This is a genomic window from Vibrio sp. Isolate34 (genome assembly GCF_022397915.1).
Taxonomy (GTDB): Bacteria; Pseudomonadota; Gammaproteobacteria; order Enterobacterales; family Vibrionaceae; genus Vibrio.
On record NZ_JAKEUO010000009.1, the window covers coordinates 149,286 to 166,365 of the forward strand.

At 44.9% G+C, this 17,080-nt stretch carries 12 protein-coding genes; 10 read left to right on the forward strand and 2 right to left on the reverse strand.

The genetic code is table 11. From position 1 onward, the window contains the following. Window positions 1–324: 324 nt before the first annotated feature. Window positions 325–1,887: an arylsulfatase gene (locus L1D22_RS12010; RefSeq protein WP_239829955.1), complete on the reverse strand. Its 1,563-nt coding sequence runs from the start codon at window positions 1,885–1,887 to the stop codon at window positions 325–327. A gap of 345 nt (window positions 1,888–2,232) precedes the next feature. Between L1D22_RS12010 and L1D22_RS12015 the strand changes: the two genes are divergently transcribed. Beyond that, window positions 2,233–3,780 (forward strand): arylsulfatase, encoded by a 1,548-nt coding sequence (locus L1D22_RS12015; protein ID WP_239829957.1) that lies wholly within the window; start codon window positions 2,233–2,235, stop codon window positions 3,778–3,780. Window positions 3,781–3,988: 208 nt separating this feature from the next. Continuing rightward, a complete protein-coding gene (locus tag L1D22_RS12020) occupies window positions 3,989–6,370 on the forward strand; it encodes a tetratricopeptide repeat protein (RefSeq protein ID WP_239829959.1) in 2,382 nt (793 codons plus the stop codon). Here the strand turns inward: L1D22_RS12020 and L1D22_RS12025 are convergent. Then, window positions 6,360–7,217 (reverse strand): LysR family transcriptional regulator, encoded by an 858-nt coding sequence (locus tag L1D22_RS12025; RefSeq protein WP_048663464.1) that lies wholly within the window; start codon window positions 7,215–7,217, stop codon window positions 6,360–6,362. The two genes, L1D22_RS12020 and L1D22_RS12025, sit on opposite strands and share 11 nt — an antisense overlap. 138 nt (window positions 7,218–7,355) lie before the next feature. Between L1D22_RS12025 and L1D22_RS12030 the strand changes: the two genes are divergently transcribed. From L1D22_RS12030 to L1D22_RS12065, 8 genes are all read left to right on the forward strand, one after another. Further along, window positions 7,356–8,873, forward strand: coding sequence for an arylsulfatase (locus L1D22_RS12030; RefSeq protein ID WP_239829961.1), 1,518 nt, complete (start codon window positions 7,356–7,358; stop codon window positions 8,871–8,873). Between the two features lie 82 nt (window positions 8,874–8,955). After that, window positions 8,956–10,275 carry an anaerobic sulfatase maturase gene (locus tag L1D22_RS12035; protein WP_239829963.1) on the forward strand — a complete coding sequence of 440 codons (1,320 nt, stop codon included), beginning with the start codon at window positions 8,956–8,958 and terminating at the stop codon, window positions 10,273–10,275. A 65-nt stretch (window positions 10,276–10,340) separates the two neighbouring features. Continuing rightward, window positions 10,341–11,324, forward strand: coding sequence for a MoxR family ATPase (locus tag L1D22_RS12040; protein ID WP_048663466.1), 984 nt, complete (start codon window positions 10,341–10,343; stop codon window positions 11,322–11,324). Between the two features lie 12 nt (window positions 11,325–11,336). Beyond that, complete coding sequence (locus L1D22_RS12045; RefSeq protein WP_048660288.1) at window positions 11,337–12,299, forward strand: DUF58 domain-containing protein; 963 nt, start codon at window positions 11,337–11,339, stop codon at window positions 12,297–12,299. Further along, window positions 12,300–12,842 carry a DUF4381 domain-containing protein gene (locus L1D22_RS12050; protein ID WP_239829965.1) on the forward strand — a complete coding sequence of 181 codons (543 nt, stop codon included), beginning with the start codon at window positions 12,300–12,302 and terminating at the stop codon, window positions 12,840–12,842. Then, a complete protein-coding gene (locus L1D22_RS12055) occupies window positions 12,835–13,914 on the forward strand; it encodes a VWA domain-containing protein (protein ID WP_239829967.1) in 1,080 nt (359 codons plus the stop codon). Before L1D22_RS12050 ends, L1D22_RS12055 begins: the two co-directional genes overlap by 8 nt. After that, entirely contained in the window at window positions 13,907–15,655 is a 1,749-nt protein-coding gene (locus L1D22_RS12060; RefSeq protein WP_239829968.1) for a VWA domain-containing protein, read from the forward strand. The genes L1D22_RS12055 and L1D22_RS12060 overlap by 8 nt, the downstream gene beginning before the upstream one ends. Further along, window positions 15,652–17,031: a BatD family protein gene (locus tag L1D22_RS12065; RefSeq protein ID WP_239829969.1), complete on the forward strand. Its 1,380-nt coding sequence runs from the start codon at window positions 15,652–15,654 to the stop codon at window positions 17,029–17,031. Before L1D22_RS12060 ends, L1D22_RS12065 begins: the two co-directional genes overlap by 4 nt. Window positions 17,032–17,080: the final 49 nt, after the last annotated feature.

The following is a 17,080-nucleotide window of genomic DNA, read 5'->3' on the forward strand; positions in this document are numbered from 1 at the left end:
ATTCACCGAAACTTAACGTAAGGCCAAATTTTGAAAGCGTAATTGGTGCTTATTCACGTAAACGATAAGGTTGTATGCGTTGTAACGAGCCTAGTTAATTCGATGCCTCACTTCTTGTCGTTTTAGATTGCTGGTGGTATTAGTGTTGAAGAGTTTAAGATGAATAGACAGAGGTTTGGATGAATTGACAGTCGTTTGGGGCTGACAGGGTAGGCTAGATAGTGAAGAGTTTAGGTGGAATCGGTAGGTTGAAGATACAGAAAAGCCGCGGTTACTGTATTCAGTCACCACGGCTTCGGTATTACATGTCTAGTCTAGAGGGGCTTATTTAGCTTGCGCTGCTGCCGCTTCTAGTCGCTGAAGTCTACCTTGCAGCATTAGAACATTCTGGTTGAAATTACCAGGGTTCAATACTTGGCTTTGCTGCATTGGGTAGCCAGGAATCGTTGACAAGAAAGATTGAACTTCATTGCCTACAGGTACAAATAGCCACATGTTGTCTGCCATCCAACGCATGTACATACCAGATTCGTGTGGTGCTTTTTCGAATGGGTCTGCGCGAAGGTGAACAATTGAAGGCCAGTTTGTTTGGAAGCGAACACCATCAGAAATGTTACCTTCCATGTGGGCAAACTGAACTTTAAAGTCGCCAGTACGAACTGCGTCTAGCTCAGCATTTGCAGAGAAGTACATCAGAGAGTCACGCGGGCCTTGCTCTTCTTTACCTTGGAAGAAAGGTAGGAAGTTGTGGCCATCTAAGTGAACACGCCAATTTTTACCATTATAACGAGCGCCTTTGTCAGAAGCCAGTTTATCAACCACTTTATCATCACCAGCGGCAGCAAGAAGTGTTGGGATCCAGTCTTTGTGGCTCATCATGTCATTGATTTTGGTACCCGGTTCAATAGTGCCCGGCCATCTAACAAGCTGTGGTACACGGAAGCCACCTTCCCAAGTTGTGCCCTTTTCGCCATGGAAGAAAGTCGCACCGCCATCAGGCCATGTTCCCGTCTCAGCGCCATTATCGGTCGAGTAGATAACGATGGTGTTGTCAGCGATTTTAAGCTCATCAAGTTTATCTAATAGAACACCAACATGGTCGTCATGTTCCATCATGCCGTCCGCATAGATACTCACACCAGAAACACCTTGGTATTTCTCTTGTAGACGAGTCCAAACGTGCATACGGGTGGTGTTGTGCCAAATGAAGAAAGGCTTGTCAGCTTTCACCGCTTTTTCCATGAACGCTAGAGATTCTTCTAGGAACTCTTCATCAGCGTGCTCCATACGCTTACGCGTCATAGGGCCCGTATCTTCAATCTTTCCATCAGCAGTCGATTTGATTACACCACGAGGCGCGTATTTAGCGCGGAACTCAGGGTCTTTAGGGTAGTAGTATGTTTCAGGCTCTTCTTCAGCATTTAGGTGGTAAAGGTTACCGAAAAATTCGTCAAAACCGTGTGCTGTTGGGAGGTGCTTATCTTGGTCACCCATGTGGTTCTTACCGAACTGAGCAGTCATGTAGCCCTGTTCTTTAAGAAGGTCAGCGATAGTTGGAGCCCAATCTGGGATGCCGTGATCAGAGCCTGGCATGCCGATAGTTAATAGACCCGTACGGAAAGGTTCTTGACCCGTTAGGAATGCAGCACGACCAGCAGTACACGATTGCTGACCGTAGTGGTCAGTAAATAGTGCGCCTTCGTTAGCAATACGGTCGATGTTAGGTGTTTCATAACCCATCATACCGTTGTTGTATGCACTGATGTTGAATACACCAATGTCATCACCCCAGATAGCAAGAATGTTTGGTTTTTCTGCTGCTGTTGCCGCTGAAGAAGCTGCTAATAAGCCAACACCTAATGCTAGTTTATTAATTTTAGTACCCATAAGGACTCCGATTCACTTTAAAGATTAATGCGTTAGAGCAACACATCGTTGGGCAAACCTTAATCTCTAAAATCGGTCGTGTCTTTTTATAGTGGTTATAACTAATTGTTATGGGGTTATTGTAACCTTTTGATTTTTAGGGTTTTGGTCTGTTTTGCTCTATTTACCCTCTAACGTCATGTGTGATCCTTATCATGTTTATATACGTAATTTCTATCGTGCAGTTGTGCGTGTCGCCGTTCAGAAAATGACAAATAGATTAATAGTTTAGCTAATCTCGCGATCGTTCAAAAAATGGACTATACGTTGTAGGGCAGGATGCAAATAACTAACGAAGAGGTTTCTATGATAGCGAAATATGGCGTCAAACGTCGATTAGCAATTTTGGGTACTGCGATGATGGCGGCTTCCACCACCACATTCGCGGCAGAAAAACCGAATATTCTCGTCATTTGGGGTGACGACATTGGTCAATCTAATGTCAGTGCGTACACCTTTGGCTTAATGGGGTATCAAACTCCGAACATTGATAGCATCGCCAAAGAAGGCATGATGTTTACAGATTACTACGCAGAGCAATCTTGTACCGCAGGTCGCTCTACGTTCATTACAGGTCAAAGTGTACTGAGAACAGGCTTAAGTAAAGTAGGCTTGCCGGGTGCCGATATTGGTCTTCAAGCAGAAGATGCAACCATTGCTGAACTGCTTAAACCTATGGGTTACATGACAGGTCAATTTGGTAAAAACCACCTTGGCGATAAAGATGAATTCCTTCCAACAGCGCATGGGTTTGACGAATTTTTTGGCAACCTTTATCACCTAAATGCTGAAGAAGAACCAGAAAATGAAGATTACCCAACCGACCCTGAGTTTCGTAAGAAATTTGGTCCGCGTGGTGTTATCAAATCATTTGCTGACGGCAAGATTGAAGATACGGGTCCATTAACACGTAAGCGTATGGAAACGGTCGATGAAGAAACGCTCGATGCCGCACTTGATTTCATGGATCGCGCTGTAAAAGCCGACAAACCATTCTTCGTTTGGTGGAACGCAACACGTATGCATTTCAGAACGCACGTGAAAGCGGACAGTAAGGGTGTGACAGGCGTTGGTAACTACGCTGATGGTATGGTGGAGCACGATCGCCACGTTGGACAATTACTGAAACAAGTCGACGAATTGGGTATCAAAGACAACACGATTGTTTTCTACTCAACGGATAATGGTCCACACATGAACTCTTGGCCTGATGCGGGTACAACACCGTTCCGTGGTGAGAAAAACACCAACTGGGAAGGTGCATACCGTGTACCAGCAATGGTTCGTTGGCCAGGTAAGATTGAACCAGGCAGTGTTTCTAACGAAATTATGCACCACATGGACTGGATGCCAACCTTCGTTGCAGCCGCTGGTGATGATCAAATCAAAGAGAAACTGCTAAAAGGTCATACGGCGGGTGACAAAACGTTTAAGGTTCACCTAGATGGTTATAACTTCCTTCCTTACCTAACAGGCGAAGAAGACAAGGGGCGTCGTCATGAGGTCTTCTACTTTACCGACGATGGTGATTTAGCGGCGCTTCGTTACAACCAATGGAAAGCGGTGTTCATGGAGCAGCGTGCAACGGGTACCATGCAGATTTGGTCAGAACCGTTCGTGACGTTACGTGTTCCTAAGCTGTTTAACCTGCGTATGGACCCATACGAAAATGCAGATATTACGTCGAACACATACTACGATTGGTTGTTAGAGCACGCTTATATGTTTGTTCCTGCTCAAGCGTATGTTGGCAAATTCTTAGAAACATTTGCTGAATACCCACCACGCCAAAAAGCAGCAAGCTTTAGCTTGGATCAGGTTATGGAAAAACTTCAAGAGAACCATAACAAGTAAGCTTTGGTTTATTGAAACTGATAGTTTAATGAAACTGGTAATACGAAAGAGCTCTTCGGAGCTCTTTTTTTATGCGCATATCGATGAGTAAGCACCAGTCGTGAATATGAGTCACAACAATCAAGCTCACTGCCACTAAATAATTGTAAATTAGTTGTTTTTGCGTCTACCTTATTAAGCATGAGGATGTATAAAAACAAGGAATGTTATGTCTGCATGGTTGTGCTTGCTAGTGAACGGATTGAAATACCAGCGAGTTGCAGTATTATCCGCAATGTTGTCTTTACCTATGTTGTCGATGCTTAGTTTCAATACGCATGCTAATGAACAAGCTTTATCCGTTGGATCGGAAACTTCGCATGCGAGCTCTCAAGCGACGTATATTGGTTCTGAAGCTTGTATCGACTGTCACAGCGCAGAAGTGGAAGCGTGGCAAGGTTCTCATCATGATATGGCGATGAAGCACGCCGACGATGAATCTGTGTTGGGCAACTTCGACGATCAAACAGTGACTCATAAAGGAAAGCCCAACCGTTTTTTTCGCAAAGGTGATGAGTTTTGGGTCAATATCGAAGGGCCAGACGGCCAATTCAAAGACTACAAAATCAGCTATACCTTCGCCTTTGAACCTCTACAACAGTACATGGTTGAGTTTGAAGACGGGCGCGTACAGTTGATTCCTTTCGCTTGGGATTCTCGCAGTGAGGGCGAAGGCGGCCAACGCTGGTTTCACCTCTATCCGGATACCACCAATACCGATGAGTTTTACTGGACCAACAGTGGCCAGAACTGGAACTTCATGTGTGCAGACTGCCACTCAACGAACCTAGAAAAGAACTACGACAGCGCAAGTAATACCTACAACACCACTTGGTCTGAGATTAATGTCGGTTGTGAGGCGTGTCATGGCCCTGCGAGTGAGCACGTTGAGCAAGCCCAGCAAACAAATAATCAGCAAGCCGCAGCCAAAGGTGGAAAAGATGTCCATGTCTCGGCGCATTACGGCTTTGACCGTGACTTGTCTAAATCGGTGAAAGAGTGGATCTATCAAGAGGGTAACTCAACCCTGCAACCAAAAGACATCATTCATACCAATCAAGTTCAGACTTGTGCTCAGTGCCACAGCCGACGCACACAGTTGAATGAAACAGGCGACCACGTTAATGGATCATTCTTTGATAAATATCGTCTGAGTCTGATTACCCCTGAGCTTTACCATAACGATGGTCAAATCTACGATGAAGATTACGTTTACGGATCTTTCTTACAATCAGTGATGGCAGAGAAAGGCGTCACTTGTACTAACTGTCACGATCCCCATACTGCAGAACTGAAAATTGCCGAAGAAGCCGTGTGTAGCCAGTGTCACATTGCCTCTGAATACACACCTGAAAAACACACATTTCATGAAGCAAATACTGAAGCTTCACAATGTACCACCTGCCACATGCCAGAAACGACGTACATGGAAGTCGATCCAAGGCGTGACCATAGCTGGCATATCCCACGTCCTGATATTAGCCAACATATTCAAACACCGAACGTGTGTACTAGCTGTCATGAAGACCAAACTGATCAATGGGCCGATCAACAAATCGGTAAATGGTTCCCAGATTCTAAGTATCGTAACCAACAACACTTTGCCGTTGCCTTTTATGCGGATTCAATAGGGCACAGAGGTGCAGAGGATGCGTTGGCATATTCGGCTCAGGATTCAAGTTTAAGCAATATCATTCGCGCTTCAAGCTTAGAGCGCTTGGGTGGTAATACGGGTAAGAATACGCTTATCTCATTGGCGAGAGCGGTGAAGCACGATGATGAAATGATCCGATTGGGTGTTGTGCAAGGCTCGTCTGGCTTTCCGTTTACTGATCGCTGGCAGATCCTAGAGCCATTATTGAAGGACACTGTATTGTCGATTCGTTCAGAAACTGCAGGTGCGCTAGTACGTTACTGGGGAGAAATGAACCCGCTGCAGAAAGACCAAATCAAGCCGGCACTGGAAGAGTACATAGAGATACAACAATTCAATGCAGACAGAGGGTTTGGCCGCACCAATTTAGGTAACGTTTACCGAGATTTAGGTCAGCACGCCAAAGCGATTGAGTTTTATCAAGGCGCGATCGAGATTGAACCTTACTTCGAGAACAGCTACGCCAACTTGGCTGATTTATATCGTGCACAGGGCGACGAGCCAAAAGCGTTAGCGACATTGAAACAAGGCATTCAAGCACAACCTAAATCGAGTGTGTTGCCATACAGCGCAGGGTTATCAATGCTGCGAGTTAAAGATTACAAACAAGCAACCAACTACCTAAAACAAGCGGCAGAAACCGCACAAACCGACCCGCAATATTGGTATGTGTACGGCTTGGCTTTAGAGAAGTCGGATGTACTTGCGGCAAGTAAGTCATTGCACAAGGCGTACCAATTCAGCCGTAATCCACAACACTTGTATGCGCAGTGTGAAATCTTAGCGCGAAATTACCAACAACCCGGTGTACCTAAAGCGTTTGAACAATGTGTTTCATCATTGAGCAAAGTAGCGCCACCGGAGGCAATAGCGCAATTAAAAGCCTCTATAAATTGATAGGTGTAGCGTGAGCAAATTCAAGTTGATTCTTGATTTGCTCTCGTAATTGCTGGTGGGCTGGATTTTTCTCATCTCGCTTATGATAAACAAACTTATACGGGATACGATCAACAGCAACAGGGCACTCAAGAACTTGTAACTTGAGTGTCTTACTCCACTTCATCGCAAACGAGCGAGCCACCACCCCTAAACAATCCCTTTGCGCTACATACATTGCCATTCCAGCAAGAGAAGAGGTAACGAGCTCTACATGCCGTTCTTGTAATGGTTCTTTTGCCAGTTGCTCGAAACCTGTGGTGTTATTCCATTTACCTGAAAAAATACAGTGACTCTCTTTGTAAAACTCATCTTTATTTAACGAACCTTGGATTCTAGGGTGGTCTTGGCGACAAATGATCATAGCAGGTTCGTCGTATGCATCTTCGATAACAAATGATGAATCTTTAGTAATGATGGTATCAATAATCAGGTCCATTTTTTGTTGGCGAATTTGCTCAAAAAGTACATATTTTTCTGGTGGTGATTCATGAAATGTCACGTTGCTTATGGGACTCAAGCTATGAAGCAAAGTCTCTGAACAGCCGACCTGAAAGGAGGTACGTTCACTGATTGCGTTATCGACAATGCTTACGGCTTGGCGAAATTGAGGTATTAACTGGTACGCCGTTGAAGTTGGCTGTATTCCGCGTCCTTTTTTAATGAATAGCTGTTTTCCTACCACTTGTTCTAACCGTTTTATCGAGGCGCTGACAGCGGGTTGCGTCAGACCTAAATAATTGGCTGCTTTGGTGTAAGAGTGGTATTCCGCGACGACTAAAAATGTCTGAATTAGATTTAGATCCATTCATCAACTCATAAACTAGATTTATACTTCAATGTATTTTAACTCTATTTATCCGTTTTTTAGCAAAGTTTATCGTAATTGAGTCTTGGTATTTTGATCCAAACCGAACTTTAGCCCTACGTTTTTATGGAGCCTATAATGCAAAAAAACGATAAAAAAACTCGCAAGAAACTTATTCTAAACGCCTGTACGCTCACACTTGGTGCAGCTTCAGTCACGGCCTATTCTGCAGAACAGCCCAATATCCTCGTCATATTTGGTGATGATGTAGGTTATTGGAATTTAAGTACATACAACGGTGGAATGTTGGCTTACAGCACTCCGAATATCGATAGCATCGCAAAAGACGGAGCTAAATTTACCAATTTCTATGCACAGCAAAGCTCTACGGCTGGGCGTTCTGCATTCATTACTGGCCAAATGCCGAAACGAACAGGCCTTACTAAAGTTGGGTTACCGGGGGCCAAAGAAGGGATTTCAGAGAAAGATCCTACTATTGCGACGTTATTGCGAGACCTAGGTTATGCAACAGGCCAGTTTGGCAAAAACCACCTAGGCGACCGAGATGCTCACTTGCCAACGAAACATGGTTTTGAAGAGTTCTTTGGTAACCTCTATCACTTGAATGCAGAGGAAGAGCCGGAGAATGATGATTATCCTCAAGACCCCGAATTCAAGAAGAAGTTTGGGCCTCGCGGCGTAATTCATTCTTATGCAGACGGCAAGGTAGAAGATACTGGGCCTTTGACACGTAAGCGCATGGAAACCATAGACGATGAATTTTTAGAAGCAGCAGAGCAGTTTATCGAGAAGCAAGTTAAAGCTGATAAACCGTTCTTCACTTGGTTTAATACCACTCGTATGCACAACTTTACTCACGTTCCTGAAGAGTACAAAGGTAAAACTGGTGCGGGCTTTTATGCTGATGGAGTGAAGCAGCACGATGACCAAATTGGTCATCTGTTGGATAAAGTCAAAGAGCTTGGAGTCGACGACAATACGATTGTTGTTTACACCACCGATAACGGGCCGATGATTAACCTATGGCCAGATGCTGGTATGACTCCATTCCGAAGTGAGAAAAATACGGGTTGGGAAGGCGGATTCCGTGTTCCTGCATTGATAAAGTGGCCAGAACAGATCGAAAAAGGCAGTACATTTAACGGCATCGTTTCTCTAGAAGATTTCCTACCAACGTTAGTTGCTGCTGCGGGCAACAGCAATGTGAAAGAAGAGTTGCTTGAAGGTAAGAAAGTCGGAGATATGACCTACAACGTTCACCTTGATGGGTATAACCAACTCCCTTATCTAACTGGAAAAACAGATGAGTCTGCACGCAACGAATTTGTCTATTGGAGCGACGACGGTGATTTACTCGCACTTCGTTATGGTAAGTACAAATATCACTTCGCTATTCAAGAAAATGAAACTGGATTAGATATTTGGAAAAAACCGTTCACTAAGCTTCGTGTTCCTCAATTTTACGACCTGAGCATTGACCCATTTGAACGTGGTGACACGGGAATGGGCTACGACCGCTGGATGTACGAACGTAGTTTCTTGGTCATGCCTGCGGTAGAAAAAGTGAAGCAGGTTATGGACACATTTGAAGATTACCCGCCGCGAATGGCTCCAGGTTCGTTCGTCCCTAAATAATTCACTTATTAACAGCGCCTTAATTCGTTCAAATAAGGTTATTAGGGCGCTGGTTCTTTATCTGCTTTCGAGATAGTTCTCTATGAAAAAACAAACCCACATCCACACGACTCAAATGGATCTGACGCCATTAAAGACCGCATTCGCAACCGACGGCAATAACCATGTCGATAGACGCTTTCATGTTATGGCCAAACCGGGTGGTGCAAAGTGCAATATAGATTGCCAATACTGTTTCTATTTGCATAAAGATGAATTGCTCAACCAGAGTAAACAGCCACAGATGGATGATGCGACACTTGAGGCATTTATAAAGAGTTATATCGAAAGCCACGATGGCGAAGAAGTGGTGTTTTCATGGCAAGGCGGAGAACCAACGTTATTGGGCTTGGGTTACTTTAAAAAGATCGTTGAACTCCAAAGAAAGTACGCGAAAACGGGAATGAGGATCGAAAACGATTTACAAACCAATGGACTATTGTTGAATAAAGATTGGTGTGAGTTTTTGGTCGAACATAGCTTTCTAGTGGGTCTTTCGATTGATGGCCCCGAATTTATTCATGATAAATACCGCAAGACACGAAGTGGAAAACCGACATTTAAACGTGTCATACAAGCCGTTAATCTGATGAAAGAATATAAGGTGCCTTTTAACGCGCTAGTCACCGTGAACCGTTTTAACTCGCAATATCCATTAGAAGTATATCGGTTTCTAACTCGAGAACTTGGCGTAACTTATATACAGTTTTCTCCGTGTGTTGAGTCTCGTTCTTTTGAGAAAATTGCTCCGCACTTTTGGAAAGAGAACATGCAACCTGAAGTTGGTTCAGAACTCGCTAAACCAGGACACTTAATGTCGGTCGTTACCGATTGGTCGGTTGATGCATCAGAGTGGGGGAAATTCCTTGTCGCAGTGTTCAATGAATGGGTAAACAACGATTTTGGCCGAGTATTAGTTAACTTGTTTGAAACCGCAGTGGCGCAAGTCATGGGAATGCCTGCGCAGTTGTGTGTGACGGCTGAATTCTGCGGAAAAGGTTTAGCGATTGAACATAATGGCGATGTGTTTAGTTGTGACCATTATGTGTATCCCGAATATCGACTAGCCAATATCAATGAGCGTCCACTAAATGAGATCGCTATTTCGACTCGTCAGTACAGTTTTGGTATGGCTAAAAAGTCGTCTCTCCCTCAATACTGTCTAAATTGTGACTATTTAAAGTACTGCTGGGGAGAATGTCCAAAAAATCGGCTACTTACAGCACCGAATGGTGAGTCTGGTCTAAACTATTTGTGTCCAGGGATAAAAATGTTCTTCGAACATGCATTGCCAATCTTAGTCGGTATATCGACGCTACTAAAGTCTTCTAACTCAAGTGAATATAGCCAATATAACCTTTAGTTATTACCTTCGACTTTATACTTAAACTTTAATGCTCAGGCTCCTGAAAATTGTATAGGTAGACTATGAACCATGCGCAACAAGCAATAAACCAACTGATTGAACAGACAGAGAAAAGTGTTATCGGTCAGAGTCACGTCGTTCGGGCTCTGGTAATCGGATTATTGACCAATGGCCATGTGCTTCTAGAAGGGCTTCCCGGCACAGCGAAAACACGTTCGGTCAAGTCTTTGGCGAATTTATTGAACACAAGCTTTGGCCGCATTCAGTTCACGCCTGACTTATTGCCATCAGATGTGACGGGCACCGAGGTGTATCAAGAACTGGATGGCAAGCCGCAACTGCATTTCCAACCGGGTCCTATTTTCAACAGCATTGTTCTAGCCGATGAAGTGAACCGTGCGCCTGCAAAGGTACAAGCAGCACTGCTTGAAGCGATGGCGGAAGGTACAATAACTGTAGGTGGTCAAACTCACATCCTTCCTGACTTGTTCATGGTCTTGGCGACTCAAAACCCAGTTGAACAAGAAGGTACGTATCCGCTACCTGAGGCGCAGATGGACCGTTTCATCATGAAAGTGACGGTCGATTATCCAGAAGACGATGCGGAACGCGACATTATTCGATTGGTGCGTAGCGAAGAGCTAGGCAGCGAAACGAGCTCAGAGCTAGTCACACCGCAACACATTGAACCTGAATTGGTACTTGAAGCGCGTCGTCAACTGCCTGAAATAGCGGTTTCTGATTTAGTCGAAAACTACATTGTTGCCTTGGTGATGGCGACACGTAAGCCAGAGCGTTACCCAGAATCGAATCTATCAAAGTGGATTGAAATTGGCTCAAGCCCACGTGCTTCAATCGCATTAGACAAATGTGCTCGCGCATATGCATGGTTACAAGGGCGTGACCATGTCACGTTAGATGATGTACGTGCGATGCTGCCTACGGTATTAGGTCATAGATTCTCACTCTCTTACGACGCATTGGCCGATGGTGTTGACCATCAAAGAGTGGTTGAAGAGCTGCTTGATAATGTTGAGATCGGATAATTAGGGGGCGTCATGGCGAAGCCTACACAAGCTCCCAAATCGCAAGGCCTTGACCCACGCTTATACTGTGATTATTCAAGGTTAGTGCGAATACAGGCTCAAGCTGAGTCGTTTTCTCTGTTGCCTCATCTAAAGGCTGGCAGTGTATTGTCGGGTCGACATAATTCTCTATTTCGTGGTCGTGGGTTGAACTTCGAAGAGTTGCGTCATTACCAACTGGGTGACGATATTCGCAATCTTGATTGGAAAGTCACCATGCGCACAGGTAAGCCTCATGTTCGCAGCTATACCGAAGAAAAAGACCGTAATGTGATGATCTGTGTCGATCAGCGCAGCTCGATGTTTTTTGCCTCTCAAAACACCATGAAATCCGTTGTGGCTGCCGAAGTTGCGGCATTGTGTGGATGGCGAGTGCTGAAAGATGGCGACCGTGTTGGCTTTGTTTTAGCTTCACATCAAAAACTCTTTCATACCAAAGCACAGCGCTCACAATCTGATTTGCTCGCTCAACTTAAACACCTAACCAAGGCGAATCAAAGTTTAGGTGTGAGTGTGAGTGACAGCGAGGGTGTCGGGTTCAGTCAATGGATTGAACTGATCAAGCGTATGAGGCTAAAACAATCGACCTTAATCTTTATTAGCGACTGGCGTGATTGCCAAGAACAACACCTTGATCGACTCAAGCAGCTACAGCAGCACAATGACATCCTTGCCATTATGGTGACCGATCCGTTAGAACAATCACTGCCTCATGATCTTGCTAGCGCGAACTGGGTGGTGGGCGATGGTCGTTTTCAGCTCAATCTTGATAGCCAATCTAAGGTTAACCTTGCGAGCGAGAGCCTTGCTCAAAAAGCGGCACTTCAAAAACAATCTCTTGCTAAATTAATGGCGATGAAAAACCTGCCTTATATCGAATTAGATACGTCGGGTGCTCATATTTCACAGCTTCAAAAGCTAGTAGGAGGGCGCTAAATGGCCGTTGAACATACGCCTCCTAGTACTTATATCCTTCGCGAACTGCGCGATGTAACGATTCCCGACAGCGTGAGCTGGTTTCCTCAAACGATCGGTTGGAAGATCCTTGGCGTTGCCTTGTTATTGGTCGCGTTCTATCTGGCTTATCGCTTGGCGTTAAGGTGGTGGAATAATCGTTATCGTAAAGAAGCACTTAAAGAGCTGATGGTATTGGATGCTCGAGACAAAAACTCAACCGAGCGAACCTTCAAGATACTCAAAGTGGTGCTTCGTTATCTAGACAGCGGTAATGCCAAGTTGTTTGGTCAAGCCTATGTAAACCGCTTGCACGCTTATCTTCCTGTTAACGCTGGCACGAGTACAAAGAGTAATGCTTTCTTTACCGATGAAGTCTCAGGACTGTGGATGCAAAGCTTAATCGACCCAAAGGTAAGTTTGACCTTTGAACAGCGTTTAGAGGTAATTCAAACCGCGATGATGTGGCTAAAACTTCATAAACCCGATGTACAAGCGACAACAGAGGGCCAAGATAATGTTTGATAGCTTATCTGCCAGCTTTGAGTTCGCACATCCATTGTGGTTTATCGCGTTACCATTGCCTTTGTTGGTCTACTTAGCTGTGCCTGCTTATCGCACTAAACAAATGGCCATTAAGGTGCCATTTTTCAGTGAGTTGGTAGAAGCAATAGGCGAGGCGCCATCTGAGGGCGCAAGCCAGTTAACACCAAGCTGGTGGCAACGCACCACATTGATTATTACTTGGGTATTAGTGGTTTGTGCGTTAGCTAAGCCAACCATCTTAGGTGAGCCACAAGTTCGTGAACAATTGGGCCGCGATGTCATGGTGGTGGTCGATTTGTCGGGCTCAATGGCTGAACAAGATTTTACGTCTAAACAAGGGGATAAAATCTCACGTTTAGATGCGACTAAAGAGGTGTTAGCTGACTTTGCTAAAACTCGAAAGGGTGACCGACTTGGTTTGATTCTGTTTGGTGATGCAGCATTTGTACAAACGCCATTTACGGCCGACCAAGATGTGTGGCTTGAGCTACTCAATCAAACGGACGTGGCAATGGCAGGGCAAAGCACAAATTTAGGTGATGCCATTGGCTTAGCGATTAAGGTGTTTGAACAGAGTGAGAAGCAGGGTGCTGCAGTCCAAGATTCAAGTATTGATGCCAAAGAAAAAGAGAAAGTAGTGATTGTGCTAACCGATGGCAATGACACTGGCAGCTTTGTTGAACCTATCGATGCGGCCAAAGTGGCTAAGGCGAAAGGTGTTCGTATTCACGTTATCGCCATAGGTGATCCGCAAACCGTCGGCGAGGTGGCTTTGGATATGGAAACTATCAACCGTGTGGCTCAAGAGTCTGGTGGTGAATCTTTTGAAGCGCTTAACCGCGATGAGCTGACTAAAGCTTATGCTCAAATTGGTGAGCTAGAGCCTCAGTTGTATGAGAGTACGACTTATCGTCCTAAACAGGGATTACACCATTACTTGATGGCCATTGTTGTTGTGATGTATTTGACTGCGTTTAGTTTCGCAACAATCCGCCGACGCTCGCTTTTGGCTTCTTCAATGAAAAATTTGAAAGGAGAGAACGATGCCTGATTCTCTCATGTTGCAACAGTTCTTTACTCAGTTTCACTTTATTCGACCATTGTGGTTGTTGGCCTTTATTCCGATGTTCTTCTTGCTATGGGTTCGTTGGAGAGAAGAGACTAAGCCAACGTGGAAAGACATTCTTCCTGCTCATTTACGCAATGCATTGACTATTGGGGAAACTGGCTGGCGCAAACAGTTACCACTAAAGCTATTAATGGTGATAGTGACGATTGCCATTATTATCTGTTCAGGCCCAACATGGCAGCGTGAAGCTTCGCCTTTTGGTGAAGACAAAGCCTCGATGTTAGTGGTACTCGATAACAGTGAGTCGATGCTGGCTAAAGACTTACCACCAAGTCGCTTGGAACGCTCTAAACAGAAAATTAGAGACTTACTCGCAGCACGCAAGGGCGGTAACACGGGTTTGGTTGTGTATGCAGGTAGCGCGCATGTCGCGATGCCTGTTACTCAAGACAGCAAGGTATTTGAACCGTTTCTGGCGGCTATCACCCCTGACATCATGCCAGTATCAGGTAAGTCTGCGGAGGAGGCATTGCCACTCATCAATCAACAATTGTCTGGTGAGCTAGGTTCGTCAGTGTTGTTGGTATCAGATGGCGTTAACCCAAGTACCATCAGGGCGTTCGAAACCTTCTTTAACGACAATCCATATCAGCTGCTCATTCTAGCGGCAGGAAATAGCAATGTGGTGAGTGACAGCCCTGTTGATCTCGATTCATTACGTAGCTTAGCGAGCAAGACGGGCGGAAGGCTGATCGAAGTGACCGTTGATAATTCTGATATCCAACAACTCAACAAAGCGGTTGAAAGAAACATGCAACTTAACGGTGAGTCTTCAATGCCTTGGAAAGACATGGGATACGGTCTTCTTATTCCTATGGCGATCATTATGTTGTTGTGGTTTAGAAAAGGGTGGTTGGTTCAGTGGTGTGTGGTTGGCGTTTTGATTATAGGCAGTGTGTATTCTCCGCACACTTTGGCGAAAACGGTCAGCTTAACCGCCGATAAACCCGTAGTTGAAGAGTCGCTGACGGTTTGGGATAAAACAGCCCAATGGTGGTGGGATTTATGGCTAACGCCTGATCAGCAAGGACAACGTTTATTGAATCAAAAGGAATACCTTGAAGCGGCAAAGCACTTTAAGGATCCAATGAGAAAGGGTGCAGCTTATTACTATGCTCGTGATTTTAAGTTAGCTCACAGTGCCTTTTTACAGACAAAAACCGATTATGGTTTGTATAACGCAGCAAGTGCTTTAGCTCGACAACGTGAATACCTTGCTGCGCGCGATTTACTCAAATCACTGAGTGAAAAGCCCGATCTGTCACCAGAACTGAAAGCCGATATAGAAAACAATTTAGCGGTGCTGAGTGGCATTATTGAAGAGGTTAATCGCACCAGTGAAAGCCAAGCATCTTCTTCGGTATCAGATGGGCTTGAGGAATCCATAGAATTAGCTGATGACCAACCACGTACGGGGGACGGCGCAGAAGAACAAACGGTAGCCGAAGTTATGTTGAAAGAAACACTTAACGCCAATGAGATTTTGGGTAGCCAAGAGCTTGCCGACAAGTGGTTGAAACGCGTAGAAGCCGATCCTAAGTTCTTCTTGAAATCGAAATTTCAAATTCAGTTAAGAGATTCTGCACCTTCGCTCGAACAGACATCGCAACAGGAGCCGTCGTCAAAACAAGAACAGGCGCCAAAACAGGAGCAAACACAATGAGTCGATATGATTTAGCTCTTGCAGCGCTTCAAACAAAGGCAGGGCGCTTAGAGTTATTTAAACTAACCAAGACCTTGCTTGTTTCGATGGTTCTGCTGTTTAGCGCTGCTTTTTCAACACTTGTTTCTGCGGCTGATATCTATGACCTGCAGCGGAGTGGTGATGTCGAATTAGTCGCTTGGGTAGGTGAAAAACCGAAGTCTGACGACAAAATTAAGCCTACGAAAGTTAGCGTCAATGAGCAAGTGATCCTGACCATTGAGGTGGCGACACCACGTTGGCTAACCGGGGGGACTCGAATTGGCAGCATCGAAATCCCGAATGTTATTGCTAAGCAGCGAAATCAACTCGCGACGAACTACACAGAGCGAGTAGGTGGGGCAACATGGTCACGCCAACGCTGGGAAGTGACGCTTTATCCGATGACTTCGGGCGAATTCGTGATTCCTACCGTGCCTGTTCGTATTAAAGTGTCAGCTCCTGATGGTTCAAACGTTGGTGGCACGCTTTATACGCAACCCATTAAGTTTGAAGCTTCATTACCTTCAGGTTTATTAAGTGATGAATCGCCTTGGTTTTCTGCAACAGATGTGGATGTTGAACAGCAATGGCAACGTTCGAATGAAAACTTGAAAGTTGGCGATGCGGTTACTCGTACCGTGACGATCAAAGCAAAAGACAGCTTGTCTGTGTTACTGCCAGATGTGCTGTCCAATGATTCGACTCAGCAATATCAAGCCTACCCACAGCCAAATCGTTTAGACGATACACAAGAACGTGGTAATTACCGTTCTAGCCGAGTGGAAGAAACGGTTTATGTGATTCAACAAGGTGGCGAGTTTACCTTGCCGGATTTCTCATTCCAATGGTGGGACAGCAAGAACCAACGTCTTGAAAGCGTGGTGATAAAAGGCGAAGTGTTTGAAGCAAAACACACACTCCAATCCTTTATCAAAGCTTACATGTCTGTCTTTATTAGCGTTGGTTTGGCTCTGGTGTTGTGTATTGCGTTGTGTGTTTCTTTGAAGCGTTATTACAAGAACCGACCAATACCGCGTTGGTTGATATTCCGTCGTTTGCTTAAGCAAGGTAATTGGTCTGCATTGAGAACCTTTATCTACCGTGAGTTACGAACTGAAACGACTGAGTTAGAACTGGGTAAAGCGCAACTTGGTAAATTGAATGGACAAAAACGTTGGGTGGAAGACAGCGAAGCACTTCAACAAGGGCGTGAAGATAAAAACGTATTTGCTCGTTTGTGGAGAGGGTTAGGCAACCTGCTTAGTGACCAATCAAACTCAAGCCATTCTCGTTCAATTTTCGCCCGCTTGAAAATCCCTAAAGCCTTGCCAGACTTAAAAGAGAGAACTAAGTAGCAAACTTTAGTTATTCGCATCGAACATCATCGGCAGGTTCTCTACTATA

Coding starts and splice junctions, on each gene's coding strand:
- L1D22_RS12010 (WP_239829955.1), bottom strand. CDS start 1,887: ATGGGTACTAAAATTAATAAACTAGCATTAGGTGTTGGCTTATTAGCA.
- L1D22_RS12015 (WP_239829957.1), top strand. CDS start 2,233: ATGATAGCGAAATATGGCGTCAAACGTCGATTAGCAATTTTGGGTACT.
- L1D22_RS12020 (WP_239829959.1), top strand. CDS start 3,989: ATGTCTGCATGGTTGTGCTTGCTAGTGAACGGATTGAAATACCAGCGA.
- L1D22_RS12025 (WP_048663464.1), bottom strand. CDS start 7,217: ATGGATCTAAATCTAATTCAGACATTTTTAGTCGTCGCGGAATACCAC.
- L1D22_RS12030 (WP_239829961.1), top strand. CDS start 7,356: ATGCAAAAAAACGATAAAAAAACTCGCAAGAAACTTATTCTAAACGCC.
- L1D22_RS12035 (WP_239829963.1), top strand. CDS start 8,956: ATGAAAAAACAAACCCACATCCACACGACTCAAATGGATCTGACGCCA.
- L1D22_RS12040 (WP_048663466.1), top strand. CDS start 10,341: ATGAACCATGCGCAACAAGCAATAAACCAACTGATTGAACAGACAGAG.
- L1D22_RS12045 (WP_048660288.1), top strand. CDS start 11,337: ATGGCGAAGCCTACACAAGCTCCCAAATCGCAAGGCCTTGACCCACGC.
- L1D22_RS12050 (WP_239829965.1), top strand. CDS start 12,300: ATGGCCGTTGAACATACGCCTCCTAGTACTTATATCCTTCGCGAACTG.
- L1D22_RS12055 (WP_239829967.1), top strand. CDS start 12,835: ATGTTTGATAGCTTATCTGCCAGCTTTGAGTTCGCACATCCATTGTGG.
- L1D22_RS12060 (WP_239829968.1), top strand. CDS start 13,907: ATGCCTGATTCTCTCATGTTGCAACAGTTCTTTACTCAGTTTCACTTT.
- L1D22_RS12065 (WP_239829969.1), top strand. CDS start 15,652: ATGAGTCGATATGATTTAGCTCTTGCAGCGCTTCAAACAAAGGCAGGG.